This is a genomic window from Streptomyces sp. NPDC002463 (assembly GCF_042889835.1).
Lineage (GTDB): Bacteria > Actinomycetota > Actinomycetes > Streptomycetales > Streptomycetaceae > Streptomyces > Streptomyces nymphaeiformis.
Genome location: NZ_JBIARL010000016.1, coordinates 133,756 through 153,055 on the forward strand (window position 1 = coordinate 133,756; position 19,300 = coordinate 153,055).

The window sequence follows — 19,300 nt, forward strand, 5'->3', positions numbered from 1 at the left end:
CCGACCTCCCGACGTACGCCACGCCATGCCACACCGCACCAGAGACAGACGCAGCCGGAACGAGGAGGCCATGCGAACTCCCCGCAAGACCAAGGACGCCGACGCGGCCACGCCGCCGGCTGCGGCCGCGCGCGGGCGGCGCGCGCACGCGGGCCCGCCCGCCGACGAGCCGGGGGAGCGGACCCCCGCGGCCCACGGAGCACGACCCCGGACCCAGGAGGCCTCCTCGACCGCAGGGCACGGGGCACGACCCCGGACCGCCGAAGGCGCTCCGGCCACGGACCACACGGCACGCCCCCGGCCCATGGAGACCTCCCCGACCGCCGGGCACGCGGCACGAAACGAAAGCCCCGACGGGCCGCACGCGCCCGCCGCGCGCCCTGCCCGTCCCGCGTTCCAGGGGCTGCGCCCGCGCTCGGTCCGCGCCAAGATCGTCTCGCTCCTGATGGTCCCGGTCGTCTCGCTCCTCGCTCTCTGGGGCCTGGCCACCGTCACCACCGCGCAGGACGTCGCCCGGCTCCGCCAGCTCCAGCGGGTCGACGCCGAGATCCGCGAGCCGGTGACGGCCGCCCTCACCGCCCTCCAGGACGAACGGCGCGCCGCCGTACGGCAGGTCGCGGCGCCCGGTTCCACCCGGGCCGCCGAGCTCAAGGACCGGATCCGCCGGACGGACGAGGCCGTCGACCGGCTCCGCCTGGACGGCACGCACACCGTCGGCGACACCGGCGACCTCCCCGGCGAGGTCGCCGGCCGGGTGAGCGCGTTCGTCGGCAAGGTCGAGGGCCTCGCCCGGCTCCGTACCGCCGCGGCCGAAGGACGCGCCGACTGGGACCAGGCGTACGAGGCGTACACGGACACCATCTCCGCCGCGTTCGCCGTCGGAGGCGCTCTCACCGGCATCCAGGACGCCGAACAGGGATCCGACGCGCGCGTACTCCTCGAATTCGGCCGGGCCGGCGAGATGCTGTCCCGCGAGGACGCCCTCCTCACCTCCGCCCACCTCACCGGCCGGCTGACCGCAGACAGGCTCCGCGACTTCTCCGGGGCCGTCGAGACCCGGCGCACCCTCACCGCCTCGGCCACCGCCGACCTGCCCGCCGCCGCACGGGCCGCCTGGGCCCGGCTCGCCGCCGGTGGGGACCAGGCGCGGCTCACCCGGGCGGAGGACCGGATCGGCGCCGCGAGCCCGGGCCGCCCCGCCGCCCAGGCGGTCACCTCCGCCGAATGGGACGACTCCCTCGCAGCCGTCCGCGGCGGACTCGCCGCGATCGAGACGGACGCGCGCGGTGTGGCCGCCGACCACGCCGATCCGCTCGCCGACGGCGCCCTCACGGCGGGCGGCGCGGCGGTCGTGCTCGGCCTCGCCGCCGTCGCCGCCTCGCTCGTCATCTCCGTACGGATCGGGCGTGGCCTCGTCGTCGAGCTCGTCAGCCTCCGCAACACCGCCCTCGACATCGCGCGCCGCAAACTCCCCGCCGCCATGCGCAGGCTCCGTGCGGGCGAGGAGATCGACGTCCAGGCCGAAGCCCCGCCCGGGCCCGTCTCCCAGGACGAGATCGGCCAGGTCGGCGAAGCCCTCACCACCGTCCACCGCGCGGCCCTCTCCGCCGCCGTCGAACGTGCCGAACTCGCCAGCGGCATCTCCGGGGTCTTCGTCAACCTCGCCCGCCGCAGCCAGGTCCTCGTCCACCGCCAGCTCAACCTCCTGGACAGCATGGAACGGCGCGCCGACGACCCCAACGAGCTCGGCGACCTCTTCCGGCTCGACCACCTCACCACCCGTATGCGGCGCCACGCGGAGAGCCTGATCATCCTCTCCGGAGCCGCCCCCGGGCGCGCCTGGCGCATGCCCGTCCCCCTCACCAACGTCGTCCGCGCCGCCGTCTCCGAGATCGAGGACTACGCGCGCGTGGAGGTGCGCCGGCTCCCCGAGACGGCCGTCGTCGGCGGAGCCGTCGCCGACCTCACCCACCTCCTGGCCGAACTCATCGAGAACGCCGCCCAGTTCTCACCGCCCCACACCAAGGTCCGGGTCAGCGGCGAACCCGTCGGCAACGGCTACGCCCTGGAGATCGAGGACCGGGGGCTCGGCATGGGCAGCGAGACCCTCGCCGAGGCGAACGCCCGTATCGCCCAGTCCGAAGCCCTCGACCTCTTCGACAGCGACCGGCTCGGCCTGTTCGTGGTCAGCCGCCTCTCCTCCCGCCACGACATCAAAGTCCACCTGAGGACGTCCCCGTACGGAGGCACGACCGCCGTCGTCCTGCTCCCGACCGACCTGCTCCAGGGCGCCCTGCCACCCGGCCGCGGCACGTCGGAGGGCGACTCCGGCACGCCGCACGCCGGAACCCCGCGCGCGGGGGACCCCCGTACCCACGCGTCGGGCGTCGACGGGCCGAGGAACGGCTTCCGCGCCGAAGAGGCCCCGCACGCCGACAACCAGCGCGCCGCGCGGGAGCGCGAGGAGGCGCAACGCGCCGAGGCCCGCTGCTTCGGCCGGCCCCAGGTCGCGCGACCCGGCCCGCCCGCCCCGACGAGCCCTGCGCTGCCCGGGATTCCCACCCCGTCCGCCCCGTCCGGACACCGCGCCGCCCCGCAGCCGCCGGCGGGAACACGCCCCGCGAGCCTGCCCCGGCAGGCGGACGGATCGCGACCCCCGGGTCCGCCCCAGCCCCCGCAGGCCGCGCGCCCGCAGCCGGCGGCGCGCCCGACCGCCGTGCCCGCCCTCGCGGCGCGCCCGGAGCCCGGAGCAGGACCCGGAGCAGCGCCCACAGCCGCACCCGGCTCCGCGGACGTCACCGAACTGCGCCGCCGCGGTCCCTCCGTCCCCACGCCCCCGCGTGAGCAGCCGCCCGCAGGCCCGACCGACCAGGCCGGTTCCGAAGGCGAACTGCCGCGTCGCATAAGGCAGGCGAGTCTCGTACCGCAGCTGCGCGAGGCACCGGCCCCGACGCAGGCGTTCGTTCCCGCCACACCCGGCACGGACGCGCCCACCCCGGAACAGGCCCGGGACCGCATGGCGGCGTACCGGGACGGCTGGCAGCGGGGCGGCGGCGCGGCCCCGGGCACAAGGCGCCCCCTCGGCACGGGCTTCGGAACCGACCCCGGCCACGGCACCGCACCTCACGACCCTCGCTCCGAAGGAGACGACGCATGATCGACCACGAGCGGATCTCGCACCACCGGTCCGGTGAACTGGACTGGCTCCTCGACGACCTCGTCATGCGGGTCCGCGACGTCCGCCACACCGTGGTGCTCTCGAACGACGGGCTCGCCGTCGGCGCCTCCAACGGACTCAGCCGTGAGGACGCCGAGCACCTGGCCGCCATAGCCTCCGGCTTCCACAGCCTCGCCAAGGGCGCCGGACGCCAGTTCCACACCGGCGGAGTCCGCCAGACGATGGTCGAGATGGACGACGGCTTCCTCTTCGTCGCCGCGGCGGGAGACGGCTCCTGCCTCGCCGTCCTCAGCTCCGTGAGCGCCGACATCGGCCTCATCGCCTACGAGATGGCCCGCCTCGTGAAGCGCGTCGGCGAGCACCTGCACACCCCGCCGCGCGTCACGGCGACCCCGCCGGCCGCCGGCTGACCCGGAGGGAGCCATGAACGACGACAGCACCGGCGGCGGCCCGTCCGTGCCGGGCAGTCAGTGGTACGACGCCGACGCGGGACCGCTCGTCCGTCCGTACGCGATGACCGGCGGACGGACCAAGCCGGGTCCCAGCAACGTACGGTTCGACCTCATCGCCCTCGTCGTCGTCGACGACGAGCCGCCCGGACCGGCCGAGGAAGCGCTCCTCGGCCCCGAGCACCGGTCCCTGCTCACCCTGTGCCGGGCCGAGACCCAGTCGGTGGCCGAACTCGCCGCCGACGCCGACCTCCCCGTCGGCGTCGTCCGGGTCCTCCTCGGCGACCTCCTCGAATCGGGCTTCGTGCGCGTCAGCCGACCCGTACCGCCCGCACAGCTCCCCGACGAAAGAATCCTGAGGGAAGTAATCGATGGCCTACGAGCGCTCTGAGAGCACCGGCGCGGGCGACGGCGCGGACACCTCCGCCCTCGCCCTGAAGATCCTGGTCGCCGGCGGATTCGGCGTGGGCAAGACCACCCTCGTCGGCGCGGTCAGCGAGATCCGGCCCCTGCGGACGGAGGAACAGCTCAGCAGGGCCGGCGAACTGGTCGACGACACCGGGGGCGTCGACCAGAAGACCACCACGACCGTCGCCATGGACTTCGGCCGCATCACGATCCGCTCCGGGCTCTCGCTCTACCTCTTCGGCACGCCCGGCCAGGACCGGTTCTGGTTCCTCTGGGACGAGCTGTCCCAGGGGGCCCTCGGGGCCGTCGTCCTCGCCGACACGCGACGCCTGGAGGACTGCTTCCCGGCGGTCGACTACTTCGAGCACCGGAAGATCCCGTTCGTGGTCGCGGTCAACTGCTTCACGGGCGCGCGTACGTACGGGGCGCACGACGTCTCCCGGGCGCTCGACCTGGACCGGGGCACGCCCGTCGTACTGTGCGACGCGCGCGACCGGGATTCGGGGAAGGAAGTACTGATCCGCCTGGTCGAGTACGCCGGCCGGATGCACACCGCGCGGCTCCTGAACACTGTCGGCTGAAGGGAGTTGGGGGGGATGGGGCGGGGAGGGATAGCCGGGGCCAGGGCCGGTGATCCCGTTCTGCGGCACGCGCGGGCGTGGTGCAGTGCTTGCCCTGTCCACGACAGTGCGTAAGGCTTGCGGCGATACGCGGACCACGACGGTACGGACCACGAGGGCCTTGAGGACCACCAGGGTCCGGCCCGAGCGGGACGCACCGGCTAGGGGGAGGAACACTGATGGCCCTGGACAAGGAACTGGACTGGCTCCTGGACGACCTGACGCAGCGGGTCGGATACATACGGCACGCGCTGGTGTTGTCGAACGACGGCCTGGTGACGGGCGCGAGCAGCGGACTCGTCCGTGAGGACGCCGAGCACCTGGCGGCCGTCTCCTCCGGCCTGCACAGCCTCGCGAGGGGCTCGGGCCGGCATTTCCAGGCGGGCAGGGCGCGGCAGACGATGGTGGAGTTCGACGACGCGCTGCTCTTCGTGACGGCCGCGGGCGAAGGCAGCTGTCTGTGTGTCCTCAGCGCGGCGGAGGCGGACGTCGGCCAGGTCGCGTACGAGATGACGCTGCTGGTCAACCGGGTCGGCGAGCACCTGGGCGTGGCGGCGCGGCAGCCCGGGATCCCGGGCGGCGGAGTGCTCTGACACCCTTGCCGGGACGGTTTTCCACAGGCCGTCGTCCACAGGTCGCGCCGATGTCGTCACTCTGCGTTACGGTTTTCTTCGTGGGTCCGAGAGGCCCGCGATCTGGAGAGAACACTGATGCAGGGGGAGGGCCGCGGAATGACGGTGGACCAAGGCGCGCGCACGGTGACACCGGGGCGGGCCGCACAGGAACTGGAACTGAGGCGCGACGAGTTCCGGCTCGCCGTCCAACTCGGCCTGGTGAGGACGGTGCCGGCCGGCGAGGGAGAGCGGAGGCGGGTCGAGCAGCGCGAGCTCGACCGCCTCAGGGCTGCCCCGGACTTCCCCGACGGCCTGCGCGAGCGGGTGCGCGCGGTCGGTACGGGGGAGGCCGCCGCCCTCCTCGGGATCACCGCCGACCGGTTCACCCGGCTCGTCCGGACGGGCCACGTCAGTCCGGTGCGGTTCTCGCTGAACCGCTACCGGGCCGTGGTGTGGCTGTATCCGGCGCAGGAGGTCGCCGAGTTCGGCCTTTCCTGTCCGGCCCTGCTGGCAGGGCGGCTGCCGCTGGAGGTCCGCGAGCGTCTTGCCGCGCACGAGGACCTGCGGGCCAGGAACTGGCGGGCGCGGCGGCTCGCCCTGCTGCTCCGAGGCGCCGAGGACCCGTGGGCGCGGGCAGCCGCCATCGCCTCCCTGCTCGACCCGGTCCAGGTGGCCGAGGTCGTCGACGATCCCTACGAACGCACCCACCTCGACCGGCTGCGGCCACCTCCGCCACCCGGGATGCCGATGGCGCCGGTCGCGCGCGAGATCGCCGAACGGCTGACGCGGGCCGACGACCCGGACGAGATCCTCTGGCACCGAGTGAGCCTGGCCATGGCCCTGGACGAGGCCCGCGCGGAGCGGCAGGCGCCCCATCCAGGGGATGTGAGGGTTCCTGGGGTGCGGGTTCGCGCGGAGACGGTTCAAGTGGTGCAGGTGCCCGCCGTGTCGGTTCCTGTGGTGTCGGTTCGCACGCCGCCGGTTCCAGGGGCGTCCGTCCCCGGTGCGTCTGTTTCCCTCGGAGCCCCAGGGGCCGTTCCGGAAGCCTGGTCCGCGGTGATCGATCGTCCGCCGGGCCGCCCCGCGCGGGCGAGGTTCCTGGAGCGTTTCCGGCGGGGGAAAGGGGCTGGTGCGGGGCTTCCACGGCGGCGGAGGCGTCCGGTGGCCTGGCCCTGAAAGGGGGGGCGCCCTGGCATGCGGTCGGGGCGACGGGCGGAGAGGATGGGCCCATGCTGCTTGCGCGAGTCGCGGAAGTGTCCCGGGAGGTCGCCGTTGCGTCCGCGCGGTCGCGCAAGATCGCACTGCTGGCCGAGTTGTTCGCCGAGGCCGGGTCCGACGAGAGTCCGCTCGTCATCGCGTATCTGTCCGGGCGGCTGCCGCAGGGGCGGGTCGGGGTCGGGTGGAGCATCCTCAAGGACGTCATCCCGCCGGCCGTTCCGCCCGCCGACCGGCCCGCCCTCACGCTCGGACAGGTCGACGAGGCGATGGCGGAGCTCGCCGCCGTGTCCGGCGAGGGGGCGCGCGCCGAGCGGACCCGGCTCGTGCACCGGCTGATCTCGGCCGCGACCCTCGACGAACAGGAACTGCTGGTGCGGTTGCTGGCGGGTGAGGTGCGGCAGGGGGCGCTGGACGCCGTCGCCCTGGAGGGGGTCGCGCGGGCCGCCGGGGTGCCCGCCCCCGACCTGCGGCGCGCCGTGATGCTCGAAGGGTCGCTGCCTCCGGTCGCCCAGGCCGTGCTGGCCGAAGGGGCTTCCGCGCTCGACCGGTTCACCCTGCGGGTCGGCAGCCCCGTGCAGCCGATGCTCGCGCACACCGCCGGCTCCGTCGCCGAGGCGATCGCCGGTCTGGGGGCGTGCGCCGTCGAGGAGAAGCTCGACGGGATCCGCGTGCAGGTGCATCGGCGCGGCGAGGACGTCCGGGTGTACACGCGCTCGCTCGACGACATCACCGATCGGCTTCCGGAGGTGGTCGCGACGGCTCGTGCGGTCGACGCCGACGTCTTCATCCTGGACGGTGAGGTGATCGCCCTCGACCCCGGGACCGGACGTCCCGTGTCCTTCCAGTCGATCGCCGCCCGGGTCGGCTCCCGGGTCGACGTGGCCGGTGCGCGGGCCACGCTTCCCCTCACGCCGGTCTACTTCGACGTCCTCGCGGTGGAGGGCGAGGAGCTGATCGACCGGCCGGGCCTGGAGCGGCACGCCGTCCTGGCCCGCCTGCTGCCGGAGGCCCAGCGGGTGCGCCGTGCCGTCGTCGTCGATCCGGCCGACGCCGCGCAGGCCGAGGCCGCCGAGCGGTTCTACGCGGACACGCTGTCGCGGGGGCACGAGGGCGTGCTCGTGAAGGCGCTGGAGGCGCCCTATGCGGCGGGACGCAGGGGACGGACCTGGCTGAAGGTGAAACCGGTCCACACCGTCGACCTCATCGTGCTCGCCGTGGAGCGGGGCCACGGCCGCAGGACCGGGCTGCTCTCCAACCTCCACCTCGGTGCGCGGACCGCCGACGGCGGGTTCGCCATGCTGGGCAAGACCTTCAAGGGGCTCACGGACGAGATGCTGCGCTGGCAGACCGAGCGGCTCCGTGAACTCGCCGTGTCGGACGACGGGTTCACCGTGCGTGTGAGGCCCGAGCTCGTGGTGGAGATCGCGTACGACGGGCTCCAGGCCTCGACGCGCTACCCGGCGGGCGTCACGCTCCGCTTCGCCCGGGTCGTACGGCACCGGCCCGACAAGCGCGCCTCGGAGGCCGACACGGTGGAGCGCATCACCGGAGGCCGCTGACGGCGGTCGACGTCGACGGGTCTCGCGGGGCGGCCTCCCGCGAGGGATGCTGGAGACGTGGCACGACGAGCGCCCGGCACGAGGCGTGCGTGGCACCACGAGCGGCCGGCGGGCCGCGAGGAGATGAGCGACGTGTACGACTTGCACATCGACACCGACGTCACCGTGCAGCTCAGCGACTGCTGCAAGGAGGACGCCCAGGCCGTGTTCGACGTCCTCGACCGGGTCTACCAGCTGGAGGACATGACGACACCGAGCCCGCAGGTGGCGACGGGACCGGCTCCCACTGTCTGGACCGCAACGTTCGACACGGCCGGTGGACGGCACGAGGACGTGGCCCCCACCCACCTGTCCGCCCTGGTCGGAGCCACGCTGACCGGCGGCTACCACGCCGTCGACGAGGTCGAGAAGGTGCTCGCCACGGGCTTCGACATCCAGTCGATGCAGTCCGTCTCCGGTGACCAGGAGACCGAGGCCCGGCTGTTGCTCGCGTCCCGCTGAGCGGGGCGTGTGAAGGCTCCGGGTGGCGCGGACGGGCGTCGCCCGGGGTTCCTGCGTGCCCGTGAGCTTCTTGCGGTCCATGCGCCGGCCCGCATCGCGTCGCGCCGCATTGCGGCGACCCGCACCGCCTGAACGGTCGGCGACCCCGCCGATCTCCCCGGTATACACCATGTGTAGAGTGCCTTCCGGTTGTGATCACCGCCCTGACCAGCGGTGACGGCCGTATCGAAGACGCCACGGGGAAAGCGGGTCCATCATGTTCCGATCCAGGTCTGGCCGCAGCAGGACGATGGGCACCGCCCTGCTGGCCGCGGCCACGCTGATGCTGACGCTCGGAGCCTGCGGCGTCGACCCGGTCACCCCGCAGGACGCCCGGCGCGACGCCGCGACGGACGACAAGGCGGGCGGTACCGCCCGCCGCGTCGACTGCACGAAGGTCAAGTGCATAGCCCTGACCTTCGACGCGGGGCCGGGCAAGGACACCCCCCACCTCCTCGACGTCCTCAAGGAGAAGCAGGTGCGCGCCACCTTCTTCCTACTCGGCAGCAAGCACGTCGACCGCTATCCCGACGTGGTCAGGCGCATCTCCGACGAGGGCCACGAGGTCGCCAACCACACCTGGTCGCACCGAATCCTGACCGACCTCGACGAGTCCGAGGTCCGCGAGGAGCTGTCCCGCACCCAGGACGCCATCGAGAAGATCACCGGCCGGAAGCCCACGCTCATGCGCCCGCCGCAGGGCCGCACCGACGGCACGGTGTCCGACGTCAGCCGGGAGCTCGGTCTGGCCCAGGTTCTGTGGAGCATCACGGCCAAGGACTACTCGACCACCGACTCGGCCCTCATACGGCAGCGGGTCCTGGAACAGGCGCACCGCGACGGGATCATCCTGCTCCATGACATCTACGACGGCACGGTGCCGGCCGTGCCCTCGATCATCGACGAGCTCAAGCGGCGAGGCTTCACGTTCGTGACGGTGCCGGAGCTCCTCGCTCCCGGGAAGGCCGAGCCCGGCACCGTCTACCGTCCCGAGAAGGACTGACGGACCTGCCGAAATCGGGTGAGGTGACTCACATCGCCCACCGGGGGTGCCTCGGAACATTCGGGAAAGGTTTACCGTTCATATGTACGTGACTGCGAAGGGGCCCGGTCCCCAAGGTCCCCCCCCGAGAGGTGACCGCTCTTCGCCCCGTCACGGCAATCGGCCCCGGTTGGAATCCCCCGTCCAACCGGGGCTCTGTCGTTCCCGTTCGTGTCGTCCCCGTCAGCCGCGCGGGAGCGTGCCCGCCGGGTGACGCAGGGCCGAGGCCAGCATCAGGCCCGCGCCCCGGACGACGCTGGTGGACGGGTCGTTCGCCAGGCGGAGCCGGGCCCGCAGGAGGTGGGCCAGGCGCCCGGTCACGTCGAGCCGCAGCGCACCGCCCCCGGTGACCAGGACGCCCCGGCGCAGCGCCCCGCGGACGGCGCCTGTGTGGTCGTGCCGCCACAGGTCGCTCACCATGTCGGCGGTCGTCGCGGCGATCGTGTCCGCCCCGCTCCCCGATTCCGGCAGGTCGTCGAGGCCCACCTCGGCCAGCCGGGCGTCCTCGACGAGACCGTCCACGACGAGGGTGACCTCCGTCAGCTGGGCGCCGAGGTCGACGACGAGCAGTGGTCCCCCGCCGGACGGGGCGGCGTAGGCGGCGGCCGCGCGGGCGCTGTCCACGGCGATGACCCGCACCGGGCCGAGACCGTCCACCATCCGCCGTGCCGCCGCCCGCTCCTCCGGAGCCGCGAGGACCGGGTGGGTGAGCATCACGACGGTGTCGTGCCCGCCGTCGCCCGGGGCCGAGGCGGTCAGGCTGCGGAGCAGCCGGAGCTGGGAGTCGGCATCGGTCACCCGGCCACGCCGGACGGGGCCGCTCGGAACGTCCGCGAAGACGCCCGCCCCCGGCGCCCAGGCGCGGGTCCGGGAGCTGCCGATGTCGAGGGCGATCCCACGCACCGGCCGCCCTGTGGCCCGGCCGCCAGCTGCTGCTCCGAACGATCCCATCGTTTCCGTCCATTTCCTGCGAACCCGCTGATTGCGAGGTTGATATGGGACCTCACTATGCAATATCCGTGGCTGCGGCGCCATGCTGCTTGGGGATCGAAGGGGGCGGGCGGTGAGGGTGGGTCAGCCCTCGGTGCCGAGCCACAGGTCGGGGCCGAACACCTCGTAGTGGATGTCGGCCGCGGCGGTGCCCCGGCCGAGGAGGTCGCCGCGCACCGCGCGCAGGAAGGGCAGCGGCCCGCACAGGTACGCGGTGGTGCCCGCCGGGAGGTCGATGAGCGTGACGTCCGCGCGGCCCGGCCGGGCGCCGGACTCGCCCGGCTCCTCGTACCAGAGGTGGAGCGTCCCCTGCGGCAGCGCGTCCACGAGGCGCCGCAGCTCGTCGGCGTGCGCGTGGGAGGCGGGGGAGCGGTCGGCGTGCACCACGACGACCGGTCGCTTCGACCCGGTGGCGACCAGGTGGTCGAGCATCGCCAGCATCGGGGTGCTGCCGATCCCGGCGGAGGCGAGCAGCAGGGGGCTGTCGCCCTCGGGCAGGACCAGGTCCCCGAACGGGACCGAGACCTCCACGGTGTCGCCCGCGCCTGCGTGGGCGTGCAGCCAGGAGGAGACCTCGCCCGCCGGGTCGCCGTCGACCCGCTTCACGGTGATCCGCCACTGCGGGTGTCCGGGAGCGGCGGACAGGCTGTACTGGCGGATCTGCCGGGCGCCGTCGGGCAGGGCGACCCGGACGCTCACGTACTGCCCCGGCCGGAACGGGGCCGTGGGGGTCCCGTCGGTCGGCCGCAGGACGAAGGACACCGTGTCGGCCGTCTCCTCGCGCCGTTCGGCGATCTCCATGGTCCGCCAGACCTGGCCCTCGGCGACGCCGGCCTCCTGGTAGAGGCGGGCCTCCACGGCGATGAGCGCGTTCGCCATCAGCCAGTACACCTCGTCCCAGGCCTGCGCGACCTCGGGGGTCACGGCGTCGCCGAGGACCTCCACGATGGCGGCGAAGAGGTGCTCGTGCACGATCTTGTACTGCTCGGAGGTGACGCCGAGCGAGGCGTGCTTGTGCGCGATCCGGGACAGCATCGCGTCGGGACGGCTGTCGGGGTTCTCGAGGAGGGCCACGGCGAAGGCGGCTATGGAGCCGGCCAGCGCCTTCCGCTGCTCGCCGTTGGCCTGGTTGCCGCGGTTGAACACGTCGCGCAGGAGCTCGGGGTGGGCGGCGAAGAGACGCCCGTAGAAGCGCTCGGTGATCTCGTCGAGGGCGCCGCCGACGGCGGGCAGGGTGGCGCGGACGACCGGAACGGCCTGCTCGGACAGCATGGGAACTCTCAATCTGGTAGATGATCTGCGTATTTAAAGGTGTGCGGATGCTCCGGGGGGAGCGGGCACGGTCAGGGTGAGTGCGGGGGGCGTGGGCTGAGGGTCAGGAGCAGCGGGCCGGTGGGAGAGCCCACGAGTTCCGCCACGGTCAGCGGATCGAGCGTGCGGTAGAAGGCCTCCTGTGCCTCGCGCAGCGCTCCGCGCAGCCGGCACGCGGTGCGCAGCGGACAGGGCGGATCGCCCTCGCAGGCGACGACCTCCTCCTCGCCCTCCAGGGTCCGGGTCAGCCAGCCCACCGAAGAGCGCCGCCCCAGCTCCGTCAGGGCCAGACCGCCGCCACGGCCGCGCCGCGCCTCGACCACGCCGAGGTGCTGGAGCCGTGTGACCACCTTCGCCATGTGGGCGTAGGGCACGTCCATCGACTCCGCCACCTCTCGGGTGGTGACGGACTCCTCCGGTGCGGTGACCGCCAGGCGCATCACGGCACGGAGCGCCAGGTCGGTGAACTTCGTCAGCCTCACGGTCTGACCGTACCAAAGAAGCATCTCGCGTACGTATTAGGGGGGTCCCCGTACTAGGGGGATGATTCCCGACGCCTTCGCCCTCGCCGCCACATCCACCAGCCGCCCGTGACCAGGCAGCCCGTCGTCAGGACGATCCCGGCCACCGGCCACCGCCCGCCCGCGATGCGGGTGTCGGTGGCGATGACCAGGAGCAGGGCGACCGCCGGCAGCATCATCGATGCCAGCGCGCGCAGCCCCGCCACGGCCGTGGCGGGATCGACCCGGACGCCCCGCGGGGTGCGCTGGTCGCGCGAGCCGACGTAGAAGACGGTGGCCCGGTCGGTCAGACGGTTCGTGGCGCGGTTGTACGAGTAGGCCATGTACGGCAGCCAGACGAGCGGGACCACCAGGCCCACCAGGAACACGCAGCCGACGAGCGCCCACTGGCCGACGCGGGTCCACAGCCCGACCTTCTCGTCGGAGGGGGCGAGCAGTCCGAGCAGCCAGGCCATGCGCAGCACCAGAGCGCGGAACGCGACCACGCGGCCCGGCCGCTTCTCCGGTCGCGGCCTGTCGGGGGCGGCGTCGAGGGCGGCCCGGGCCGCGATGGTGTCCGCGTACACCCCTTGCAGGACGAGGAGTTCGGCCGCACGCTGCGGATCCGTGGTGTCGAGCCCCTCCGTGGCGGCGAGTTCGAGCACGATGCGCACCTGGGAGAGCAGGGCGCCGCAGAACGCGACCGGGATGAAGAGCATGAACGGGCCGCCGACGAAGGAGCCCTCCGCCGTCACCCTCCGGCGCCCGCGTGTGACGACGAGGGCCCGCAGGGCTGTCGCGTCGGCGTCGGGATGGGCGGCACGAAGGCGTTCGACCGACGGCCCCGCCCCGGGACCGAGGTGGCGCAGGGCGAAGGAGGCGAGGGCTTCCGGCAGTCTCCCGGGCTCCGCCGTGACCTCCCGCAGCAGCGAACCCTCGAGCCGGGCGCCGTTCCCGCCCCCCGCCGCACCGGCGCCGCGGCGTCCGGAGCGCCGCTTGTGGAATCTCAGGACAGGACCTTGGCCTTGGCCTTCTCGAACTCCTCGGCCGTGATCGCGCCCTTCTCCTTGAGTTCGGAGAGCCGGGCCAGTTCGGCGGCGGCTCCGCCACCACCGCCCTCCGAGCCGGCGGTCTTGCGGATGTAGTCCTGGAACGCGGCCTCGCTCTCCTTGGCCTGCTTGACGTCCCGCTGGCTCATGCCCTTGCCGCGGGCGATGACGTAGACCAGGACGCCGAGGTAGGGCAGCAGGATGCAGAAGATCAGCCAGCCGGCCTTGCCCCATCCGCTGAGCGAGTGATCACGGAAGATGTCCGTGATCACCTTGAACAGCAGGAAGAGCCACAAGATCCAGAGGAAGAACCACAGCATGGTCCAGAAGAGGTTGAGGGCGGGGTAGTCGTCCATTCCTGCACTCCGTTCCCGCGCAGGCCGGTGGGAGGCCTGGCGATGGAGCGAGTCTCACCCAGTCGCCACGCGTCCGCATGTCGTGGCGACTCCAAGTGCGCACCTGATCCCGCCGTGTTCGGATGGAGGCCGAGGACCGACGAGCAACAGAACGGAGCACCATGGGCCCGGTGGAATGCGTCGTGCTCGCCTTTCCGGGAGAGCGGCTGAAAGTGGCGGCCGTGACGGCCATCGGGGAGCTGCGCCGGGCCGGACAGGTGCGGCTGATCGACTCGCTCGTCGTCGTCAGGTCCGCCACCGGAGAGGTGTCCACCTCCGAACTCGTCGGGTACGAGGAGTACGACGAGGCCACCGCCGAGATCGGCCCCGAGGCCAATCTGCTCGGCCCCGAGGACGCGGCCGAGGCGGCCGAGACGCTCGAACCGGGCTCCTGCGCGCTGATGCTGCTCGTCGAGCACGTCTGGGCCGCGCGGGCCGCGGAGGCGATTCGCGAGGCCGGCGGACGCATCGCCGGGACGGTGCGCATCGCGCCCGACCTCGTCGAAGAGGCGCGGCACGCCTATCGCGAGGCCGTGGCCGCCGCCGCGGTCGGAAGGGGCTGAGCATGTTCCTGCGACGACGCCCCCTCGTACGACCGGTCGTACGGCCCGTGGGCGCTCCCCTGCTGCGCGGCGCCCTCGTCGGTGGCGCGGCCTACGGGGCGGGCCGCAGCTCGGCCCGCGCCGCGCGCCGCGAGGAGGACCAGGAGGAGGCCATCGCCGAACTCCAGGCGCGGCAGCAGCCCGTGGCGCCTCCACCGCCGGCGCCCGCCCCTGGCGGGGCGGCGACGATCACCGACCAGCTGGCACGGCTCGGTGAGCTCGCCCAGCAGGGCCTGCTCACCCCGGAGGAGTTCGCGGCGGCCAAGGCGAAGCTGCTCGGCGTCTGACCGGAAGCGGAATCAGGCGCCCCGCAGGGCCGCCAGTGCGCGGTCCGCGTGGGCGCTCATGCGGAGTTCGCTGCGTACGACCTCCAGGACCCGGCGGTCCTGGCCGATCACGAACGTGACCCGCTTCGTCGGGGCGAGCGAGAACCCGCGCTTCACGCCGAACCGCTCCCGTACGGCACCGTCCGGGTCGGACAGCAGCGGGTAGCCGAGCGAGTGCCGCTCGGCGAACTCCTGCTGCCGCTCCACCCCGTCGGAGCTGATGCCGACGGGCAGGGCGCCGACGGCACGGAACTCGGCCGCGAGGTCGCGGAAGTGACAGGCCTCGGCGGTGCAGCCCGGGGTGAGAGCCGCCGGGTAGAAGAAGAGGACGACCGGACCTTCCGCGAGCAGGCCGGTCAGCGAGCGCGGGGCGCCCGTCTCGTCCGGCAGCGTGAAGTCCTCGGCGAGGTCACCGACGTTCATCTCAGGCCCGTCCCGATCCGTTCCTGTGTCGCCGCCGGTGCCTCCGGTGGCCGGGCGGTGACGTTACCGCACAGTAGGACCGGCGTCATCCCTCGGGGCGACTCACGCCCGCTGGGCCGCCCGAGGCGCCGCGCTCCGTGCGGCGGTGCGCCGGTCGAGCACGGTGAGGGCCTGTTCGCCCCAGCGCAGGTTCTCCTCCTCGAAGAACCGCCCGCGCATGAGCGTGAGGTACGGGCCGACGCGCTCCGCCTCACCCAGATAGGTGTCCTCGTCACGGCCGTCGAGCATCCACTCCCGCAGCCGGTCGTAGCGGGCCAGCTTCGCCCGCGCCGTCTCCATCCGCTGGGCCACGAACTCGCGGACGGCCGCGGTGTCGCCCTCGTCGCAGGCCTGCACCTGCACGAGCAGCTCGTCGCGGACGGCGCTCGGACGCGGAGGCGCCGTCGTGTAGGCGACCAGATCCTGCCTGCCCGGCTCCGTGAGGCTGAACATCCGCTTGTTGGGGCGCCGTTCCTGCTCGACCACGCGGGCCTCGATCAGACCGGCCTCGGCGAGCCGCTCCAGCTCGCGGTAGAGCTGCTGCGGTGTGGCGGCCCAGAAGTTGGCGACGGACACGTCGAAGATCTTGGCCAGGTCGTATCCGGAGGCCTCGCCCTCCAGGAGAGCTGCGAGGACGGCGTGCTTGAGGGACATCCGGACACGCTAGCAGCACGTTGAATAGTTTCCTCCGCACCTAATCAACTCCTCCGCACCCGGTCGGCCGACGGAGCACCGAGGTGCCGGACGGGGGTTCTTCGCTGGCACGTCCGTCCGGCGCCTGCCTAGGCTGGAGGGGGGGCAGGCCGCGGGGGAGCAGATCCGAGGGGCAGCGCGATGGACAGCGACACGTTCGTCTACACCACCTATATCCGGACCACCCCCGAGGAGCTCTGGCAGGCGCTCACCGAGCCGGAGCTCACGCGCCGCTACTGGGGCGTCGCCTTCGAGTCGGTGTGGACCCCGGGCGCCCCGATGGTCTGGGACGAGAACGGCCGCAGGACCGAGGACCCCGAGCAGGTCGTCCTCGCGGCCGAACCCGGCCGCCTCCTCTCGTACACCTGGCACACCTTCACCCCGGACTGGGCGGAGGCGGTCCGGCTCGACGACGAGGTGTACCAGCGCCTCGTCCGCGAGCGCCGGTCCCGGGTCACCTTCGTGATCGAGCCCTCCGGCGACACGGTCAAGCTCACCGTCACCCACGGCGACCTGGAGCCCCACGGCACGATCAAGGCACTGATCGGGGAGGGCTGGCCCGCACTGCTCTCCAGTCTCAAGTCCCTCCTGGAGACGGGCGAGGAGCTTCCGGAACCGCCCCGCTGACCCATTCGAGTCGTCTCGCCCCCGACTACGCCGCCACGCCCATCGCCTTGATCATCTTTTTCTCCTTTCATCCGCTTTGATGCTGTGGTCGGCACCGCCCGCCGACGTCTCCGCGGGAAAGGGGAGGGTGTCCGACGTGCCGTCACGCCGATACGCACGGGGGTGGGGAGCGCTCTCCCTCGCCGTCGGAGCCGTCCTCGTCAGCACGGCGGCCCAGACTCCCGACGAGGACTCCGAGCGTCGCCACCGCTCCTCCGCCTCCCGGGACGCCACAGCCGTCGTCGCGGTCGACGGCTGTGCCGCCGGCGGCGGCCTGTGCTCCGCCCCGCGCCACACGGTCGTCCTCGGGGGCGACCGCGTCCTCACCGGCCGGCCGTTCACGCTCGGCCCACGGGCCACCGGGCCCATCGAGCTCGCGCTCCGCACCCCCGGAGCGCTCGCCGACGTCACCGTCACCGACCAGCGCGGCCACCGGATCGCCGGAACGCAGAGCGCGGACCACACCCGGTGGACCAGCGCCGCGCCCCTGCCGGCCGGAGCGCGCTACGCCGCCCGCCTCGTCGTCGACGGGACCGGGGCCGGCGGCGCCCACCGCGCCCGCCTCGACTTCCGGACGGCCCCGATGTCCGCCGGGGAGCGGCTGACGGTCACCTTCGGACCCGAGGACGGCGGCACGTTCGGGGTGGGCCGGCCGGTCACCGCCGAGCTCAGCCGGCCCGTGCCGGAGGACGACCCCTACGCCCGGCGTGCCGTGGAACGGGCGCTCGACGTACGGTCCGTGCCCCATGTGGACGGCGCCTGGTACTGGGTGGACGACGCCACCCTCCACTACCGGCCCCGCACGTACTGGCCGGCCCATGCCACGGTCCGGGTCCACAGCGGCCTCGACGGGGCGCACATCGGCGGCGGCCTCTACGGCGGCCCTTCACAGTCCCTCACGTTCACCACGGGCGCCCGGATCGAGGCCGTCACCGACGTCTCCGCCCACCAGATGACCGTCTTCCGCGACGGGGAACTCCTGCGCACCCTCCCGGTCACCACCGGCAAGGCCGGCTACCGCACCCGCGGGGGCATCAAGGTGGTCCTCGGCAAGGAGCCGCTGGTCCGCATGCGCGGCGACACCATCGGCATCAAGCGCGGCAGCACCGACTTCTACGACCTCAAGGTCCGCTGGGCCACCCGGGTGACGTGGAGCGGCGAGTACCTGCACGCCGCGCCCTGGTCGCTCGACTCCCAGGGCAGCGAGGACGTCAGCCACGGCTGTACGGGCATGAGCACCGAGGACGCCGCCTGGCTGTTCCGGACGGTGCGCGAGGGGGATCTCGTACGGGTCGTCAACGGGTACGGGAAGCCCATGACGCCGTTCGACAACGGCTTCGGCGACTGGAACCTCAGCTGGCCCCAGTGGCTCCGGGGCAGCGCCCTCGCCGCAGACACGACGGAAGGCATCGGTATTACAGGCAGTACAGGCAGCACAGGCAGCACGGACACCGCGGATGCCGCCGGCCCCGCGTCCAGGTCGACCGCGGGTGCGCTGAGCCCGACACTCTGAACAGGGAGCTTCGATGCCGGACATCACCAAGGTCGACGTCGGCGACGCGACGCTCTTCGTGGAGGCCCGCCGCCTCGGCACGGAGACGGACCTCGAGGGGCTCGGCGGCCGCCTCCCCGACCTGTCGAGCGTCACCGAGGCGCTCTCGTCCTTCGCCGGACAGATCGGGCAGGCGCTCCATCAGGCGGCCCCGGACCGCGCGACCGTCGAGTTCGGCTGTCAGCTCGGCCTGGACGCGGGCAAGCTCACCGCGCTCGTCGTCCAGGGCGCCGCGAACGCCAGCGTGCGCGTGACCCTCGAATGGGTGCGGAAGGAGCCGGGCTGATCCGTCACACCCGTCCGCCGCCGGCCGTGTCCGAGGAGAGCCGCTGCGCCGCGTAGATCGGGATCACCGAGAGCAGCACGAGCGCCGCCGCCACCACGTTCACCACCGGAGCCTGCTGAGGGCGGGTCATGTTGTTGAAGATCCACACCGGCAGAGTCTGCACCCCGGGTCCCGCCGTGAACGTCGTCACCACGATCTCGTCGAAGGACAGCGCGAAGGCGAGCAGCCCGCCCGCGAGCAGCGCCGAGCGCAGCAGCGGGAACGTGATGTCCCAGAAGACGCGGAACGTGTGCGCCCCCAGGTCCATCGCGGCCTCCTCGTACGAGCCGGGAAGCCGCCGCAGCCGCGCCACCACGTTGTTGAAGACGACCACGATGCAGAAGGTGGCGTGGCCGACGACCACGGTGAACATCCCGAGTCCCACGCCGAGGGGAGCGAGGACCGTGCCGAAGGCCGAGTTGAGCGCGATGCCGGTGACGATGCCCGGCAGCGCGATCGGCAGCACGACCGCGAAGGAGACGGCCTCCCGTCCGAAGAAGCTGTACCGCTGCACCGCGAAGGCGATGAGCGTGCCGAGCACCAGGGCCACCGCCGTCGCCGCGAGTCCTGCCTGGACCGAGGTCCACAGCGCCGCGCGGGCGCCCTCGTTGTCCCAGGCCGTCGCCCACCAGTCGAGCGTGAGGCCGGGCGGCGGCCAGCTCGCCGAGCGGTCCGGGTTGAGCGAGCCGAGCAGGACGAGCAGCAGCGGCAGGTAGATCGCCGCGAAGCCGAGACCGGCCGCGGTGCGCAGCGCGATCCGCGCGGGACGGGAGAGGTTCATCGGTCGCGGTCCTTCCGGCC

22 protein-coding genes are annotated in these 19,300 nt (G+C 73.1%); 14 read left to right on the forward strand and 8 right to left on the reverse strand.

The features are described 5' to 3' along the window. The first annotated feature begins 70 nt into the window (after positions 1-70). The 9 genes from ACFYX3_RS29475 (at position 71) to ACFYX3_RS29515 (ending at position 9,589) form a co-directional block, all read left to right on the forward strand. Positions 71-3,157 (forward strand): nitrate- and nitrite sensing domain-containing protein, encoded by a 3,087-nt coding sequence (locus ACFYX3_RS29475; protein ID WP_389019544.1) that lies wholly within the window; start codon positions 71-73, stop codon positions 3,155-3,157. After that, positions 3,154-3,588 carry a roadblock/LC7 domain-containing protein gene (locus ACFYX3_RS29480; RefSeq protein WP_376590650.1) on the forward strand — a complete coding sequence of 145 codons (435 nt, stop codon included), beginning with the start codon at positions 3,154-3,156 and terminating at the stop codon, positions 3,586-3,588. The genes ACFYX3_RS29475 and ACFYX3_RS29480 overlap by 4 nt, the downstream gene beginning before the upstream one ends. 13 nt (positions 3,589-3,601) lie before the next feature. Then, on the forward strand, positions 3,602-4,018 hold the full coding sequence (locus ACFYX3_RS29485) for a DUF742 domain-containing protein (RefSeq protein WP_376590648.1): 417 nt from the start codon (positions 3,602-3,604) through the stop codon (positions 4,016-4,018). Further along, entirely contained in the window at positions 3,999-4,616 is a 618-nt protein-coding gene (locus tag ACFYX3_RS29490; protein WP_376590647.1) for an ATP/GTP-binding protein, read from the forward strand. The genes ACFYX3_RS29485 and ACFYX3_RS29490 overlap by 20 nt, the downstream gene beginning before the upstream one ends. Before the next feature lie 218 nt (positions 4,617-4,834). Beyond that, on the forward strand, positions 4,835-5,248 hold the full coding sequence (locus ACFYX3_RS29495) for a roadblock/LC7 domain-containing protein (protein WP_116164264.1): 414 nt from the start codon (positions 4,835-4,837) through the stop codon (positions 5,246-5,248). A gap of 138 nt (positions 5,249-5,386) precedes the next feature. Continuing rightward, positions 5,387-6,445 carry a DUF6397 family protein gene (locus ACFYX3_RS29500; RefSeq protein ID WP_389019548.1) on the forward strand — a complete coding sequence of 353 codons (1,059 nt, stop codon included), beginning with the start codon at positions 5,387-5,389 and terminating at the stop codon, positions 6,443-6,445. A gap of 53 nt (positions 6,446-6,498) precedes the next feature. Then, positions 6,499-8,046 (forward strand): ATP-dependent DNA ligase, encoded by a 1,548-nt coding sequence (locus ACFYX3_RS29505; protein ID WP_389019550.1) that lies wholly within the window; start codon positions 6,499-6,501, stop codon positions 8,044-8,046. A gap of 57 nt (positions 8,047-8,103) precedes the next feature. Beyond that, positions 8,104-8,547 (forward strand): hypothetical protein, encoded by a 444-nt coding sequence (locus ACFYX3_RS29510; RefSeq protein WP_352028733.1) that lies wholly within the window; start codon positions 8,104-8,106, stop codon positions 8,545-8,547. Positions 8,548-8,803: 256 nt separating this feature from the next. Then, on the forward strand, positions 8,804-9,589 hold the full coding sequence (locus tag ACFYX3_RS29515) for a polysaccharide deacetylase family protein (protein ID WP_389019553.1): 786 nt from the start codon (positions 8,804-8,806) through the stop codon (positions 9,587-9,589). A gap of 222 nt (positions 9,590-9,811) precedes the next feature. On the opposite strand, the gene ACFYX3_RS29520 is transcribed toward ACFYX3_RS29515, so the two are convergent. The 5 genes from ACFYX3_RS29520 to ACFYX3_RS29540 form a co-directional block, all read right to left on the reverse strand. Then, entirely contained in the window at positions 9,812-10,579 is a 768-nt protein-coding gene (locus ACFYX3_RS29520) for a rod shape-determining protein MreC (RefSeq protein WP_389019555.1), read from the reverse strand. Positions 10,580-10,702: 123 nt separating this feature from the next. Continuing rightward, positions 10,703-11,890: a globin domain-containing protein gene (locus ACFYX3_RS29525; protein ID WP_389019557.1), complete on the reverse strand. Its 1,188-nt coding sequence runs from the start codon at positions 11,888-11,890 to the stop codon at positions 10,703-10,705. Between the two features lie 71 nt (positions 11,891-11,961). Next, the gene (locus tag ACFYX3_RS29530; RefSeq protein ID WP_352028729.1) at positions 11,962-12,411 is read right to left on the reverse strand and encodes an Rrf2 family transcriptional regulator; all 450 of its coding nucleotides are present in this window, start codon (positions 12,409-12,411) and stop codon (positions 11,962-11,964) included. Between the two features lie 53 nt (positions 12,412-12,464). After that, the gene (locus ACFYX3_RS29535; RefSeq protein WP_389019559.1) at positions 12,465-13,184 is read right to left on the reverse strand and encodes a hypothetical protein; all 720 of its coding nucleotides are present in this window, start codon (positions 13,182-13,184) and stop codon (positions 12,465-12,467) included. A gap of 251 nt (positions 13,185-13,435) precedes the next feature. Next, positions 13,436-13,834 carry an SHOCT domain-containing protein gene (locus ACFYX3_RS29540; protein WP_389019560.1) on the reverse strand — a complete coding sequence of 133 codons (399 nt, stop codon included), beginning with the start codon at positions 13,832-13,834 and terminating at the stop codon, positions 13,436-13,438. Between the two features lie 161 nt (positions 13,835-13,995). On the opposite strand from ACFYX3_RS29540, the gene ACFYX3_RS29545 reads away from it, so the two are divergent. Together ACFYX3_RS29545 and ACFYX3_RS29550 are read left to right on the forward strand one after the other, a co-directional pair. Next, positions 13,996-14,436, forward strand: a complete 441-nt coding sequence (locus ACFYX3_RS29545) for a DUF6325 family protein (protein ID WP_389019561.1) — start codon at positions 13,996-13,998, stop codon at positions 14,434-14,436. 2 nt (positions 14,437-14,438) lie between these two features. Continuing rightward, positions 14,439-14,762: an SHOCT domain-containing protein gene (locus ACFYX3_RS29550; RefSeq protein ID WP_389019562.1), complete on the forward strand. Its 324-nt coding sequence runs from the start codon at positions 14,439-14,441 to the stop codon at positions 14,760-14,762. A 12-nt stretch (positions 14,763-14,774) separates the two neighbouring features. Here ACFYX3_RS29550 and ACFYX3_RS29555 read toward each other — a convergent pair whose 3' ends face one another. Both ACFYX3_RS29555 and ACFYX3_RS29560 read right to left on the reverse strand, forming a co-directional pair. Next, positions 14,775-15,224: a peroxiredoxin gene (locus ACFYX3_RS29555; protein WP_116164286.1), complete on the reverse strand. Its 450-nt coding sequence runs from the start codon at positions 15,222-15,224 to the stop codon at positions 14,775-14,777. A 102-nt stretch (positions 15,225-15,326) separates the two neighbouring features. Continuing rightward, positions 15,327-15,917, reverse strand: coding sequence for a PadR family transcriptional regulator (locus ACFYX3_RS29560; RefSeq protein WP_389019564.1), 591 nt, complete (start codon positions 15,915-15,917; stop codon positions 15,327-15,329). Between the two features lie 180 nt (positions 15,918-16,097). Between ACFYX3_RS29560 and ACFYX3_RS29565 the strand changes: the two genes are divergently transcribed. The 3 genes from ACFYX3_RS29565 (at position 16,098) to ACFYX3_RS29575 (ending at position 18,460) form a co-directional block, all read left to right on the forward strand. After that, positions 16,098-16,583 (forward strand): SRPBCC domain-containing protein, encoded by a 486-nt coding sequence (locus ACFYX3_RS29565; protein ID WP_389019566.1) that lies wholly within the window; start codon positions 16,098-16,100, stop codon positions 16,581-16,583. 127 nt (positions 16,584-16,710) lie between these two features. Then, positions 16,711-18,135, forward strand: coding sequence for an Ig-like domain-containing protein (locus tag ACFYX3_RS29570; protein WP_389019570.1), 1,425 nt, complete (start codon positions 16,711-16,713; stop codon positions 18,133-18,135). Positions 18,136-18,148: 13 nt separating this feature from the next. Then, the gene (locus ACFYX3_RS29575; protein ID WP_382653890.1) at positions 18,149-18,460 is read left to right on the forward strand and encodes a CU044_2847 family protein; all 312 of its coding nucleotides are present in this window, start codon (positions 18,149-18,151) and stop codon (positions 18,458-18,460) included. Between the two features lie 4 nt (positions 18,461-18,464). Here ACFYX3_RS29575 and ACFYX3_RS29580 read toward each other — a convergent pair whose 3' ends face one another. Then, positions 18,465-19,280: an ABC transporter permease gene (locus ACFYX3_RS29580; RefSeq protein ID WP_116164296.1), complete on the reverse strand. Its 816-nt coding sequence runs from the start codon at positions 19,278-19,280 to the stop codon at positions 18,465-18,467. Between the last annotated feature and the right edge of the window lie 20 nt (positions 19,281-19,300).

What these genes read in the sequence shown, in the direction of transcription:
- ACFYX3_RS29475 (WP_389019544.1), top strand. Translation starts at nt 71, where the DNA reads ATGCGAACTCCCCGCAAGACCAAGGACGCCGACGCGGCCACGCCGCCG.
- ACFYX3_RS29480 (WP_376590650.1), top strand. Translation starts at nt 3,154, where the DNA reads ATGATCGACCACGAGCGGATCTCGCACCACCGGTCCGGTGAACTGGAC.
- ACFYX3_RS29485 (WP_376590648.1), top strand. Translation starts at nt 3,602, where the DNA reads ATGAACGACGACAGCACCGGCGGCGGCCCGTCCGTGCCGGGCAGTCAG.
- ACFYX3_RS29490 (WP_376590647.1), top strand. Translation starts at nt 3,999, where the DNA reads ATGGCCTACGAGCGCTCTGAGAGCACCGGCGCGGGCGACGGCGCGGAC.
- ACFYX3_RS29495 (WP_116164264.1), top strand. Translation starts at nt 4,835, where the DNA reads ATGGCCCTGGACAAGGAACTGGACTGGCTCCTGGACGACCTGACGCAG.
- ACFYX3_RS29500 (WP_389019548.1), top strand. Translation starts at nt 5,387, where the DNA reads ATGACGGTGGACCAAGGCGCGCGCACGGTGACACCGGGGCGGGCCGCA.
- ACFYX3_RS29505 (WP_389019550.1), top strand. Translation starts at nt 6,499, where the DNA reads ATGCTGCTTGCGCGAGTCGCGGAAGTGTCCCGGGAGGTCGCCGTTGCG.
- ACFYX3_RS29515 (WP_389019553.1), top strand. Translation starts at nt 8,804, where the DNA reads ATGTTCCGATCCAGGTCTGGCCGCAGCAGGACGATGGGCACCGCCCTG.
- ACFYX3_RS29520 (WP_389019555.1), bottom strand. Translation starts at nt 10,579, where the DNA reads ATGGGATCGTTCGGAGCAGCAGCTGGCGGCCGGGCCACAGGGCGGCCG.
- ACFYX3_RS29525 (WP_389019557.1), bottom strand. Translation starts at nt 11,890, where the DNA reads ATGCTGTCCGAGCAGGCCGTTCCGGTCGTCCGCGCCACCCTGCCCGCC.
- ACFYX3_RS29540 (WP_389019560.1), bottom strand. Translation starts at nt 13,834, where the DNA reads ATGGACGACTACCCCGCCCTCAACCTCTTCTGGACCATGCTGTGGTTC.
- ACFYX3_RS29545 (WP_389019561.1), top strand. Translation starts at nt 13,996, where the DNA reads ATGGGCCCGGTGGAATGCGTCGTGCTCGCCTTTCCGGGAGAGCGGCTG.
- ACFYX3_RS29550 (WP_389019562.1), top strand. Translation starts at nt 14,439, where the DNA reads ATGTTCCTGCGACGACGCCCCCTCGTACGACCGGTCGTACGGCCCGTG.
- ACFYX3_RS29555 (WP_116164286.1), bottom strand. Translation starts at nt 15,224, where the DNA reads ATGAACGTCGGTGACCTCGCCGAGGACTTCACGCTGCCGGACGAGACG.
- ACFYX3_RS29560 (WP_389019564.1), bottom strand. Translation starts at nt 15,917, where the DNA reads ATGTCCCTCAAGCACGCCGTCCTCGCAGCTCTCCTGGAGGGCGAGGCC.
- ACFYX3_RS29565 (WP_389019566.1), top strand. Translation starts at nt 16,098, where the DNA reads ATGGACAGCGACACGTTCGTCTACACCACCTATATCCGGACCACCCCC.
- ACFYX3_RS29575 (WP_382653890.1), top strand. Translation starts at nt 18,149, where the DNA reads ATGCCGGACATCACCAAGGTCGACGTCGGCGACGCGACGCTCTTCGTG.
- ACFYX3_RS29580 (WP_116164296.1), bottom strand. Translation starts at nt 19,280, where the DNA reads ATGAACCTCTCCCGTCCCGCGCGGATCGCGCTGCGCACCGCGGCCGGT.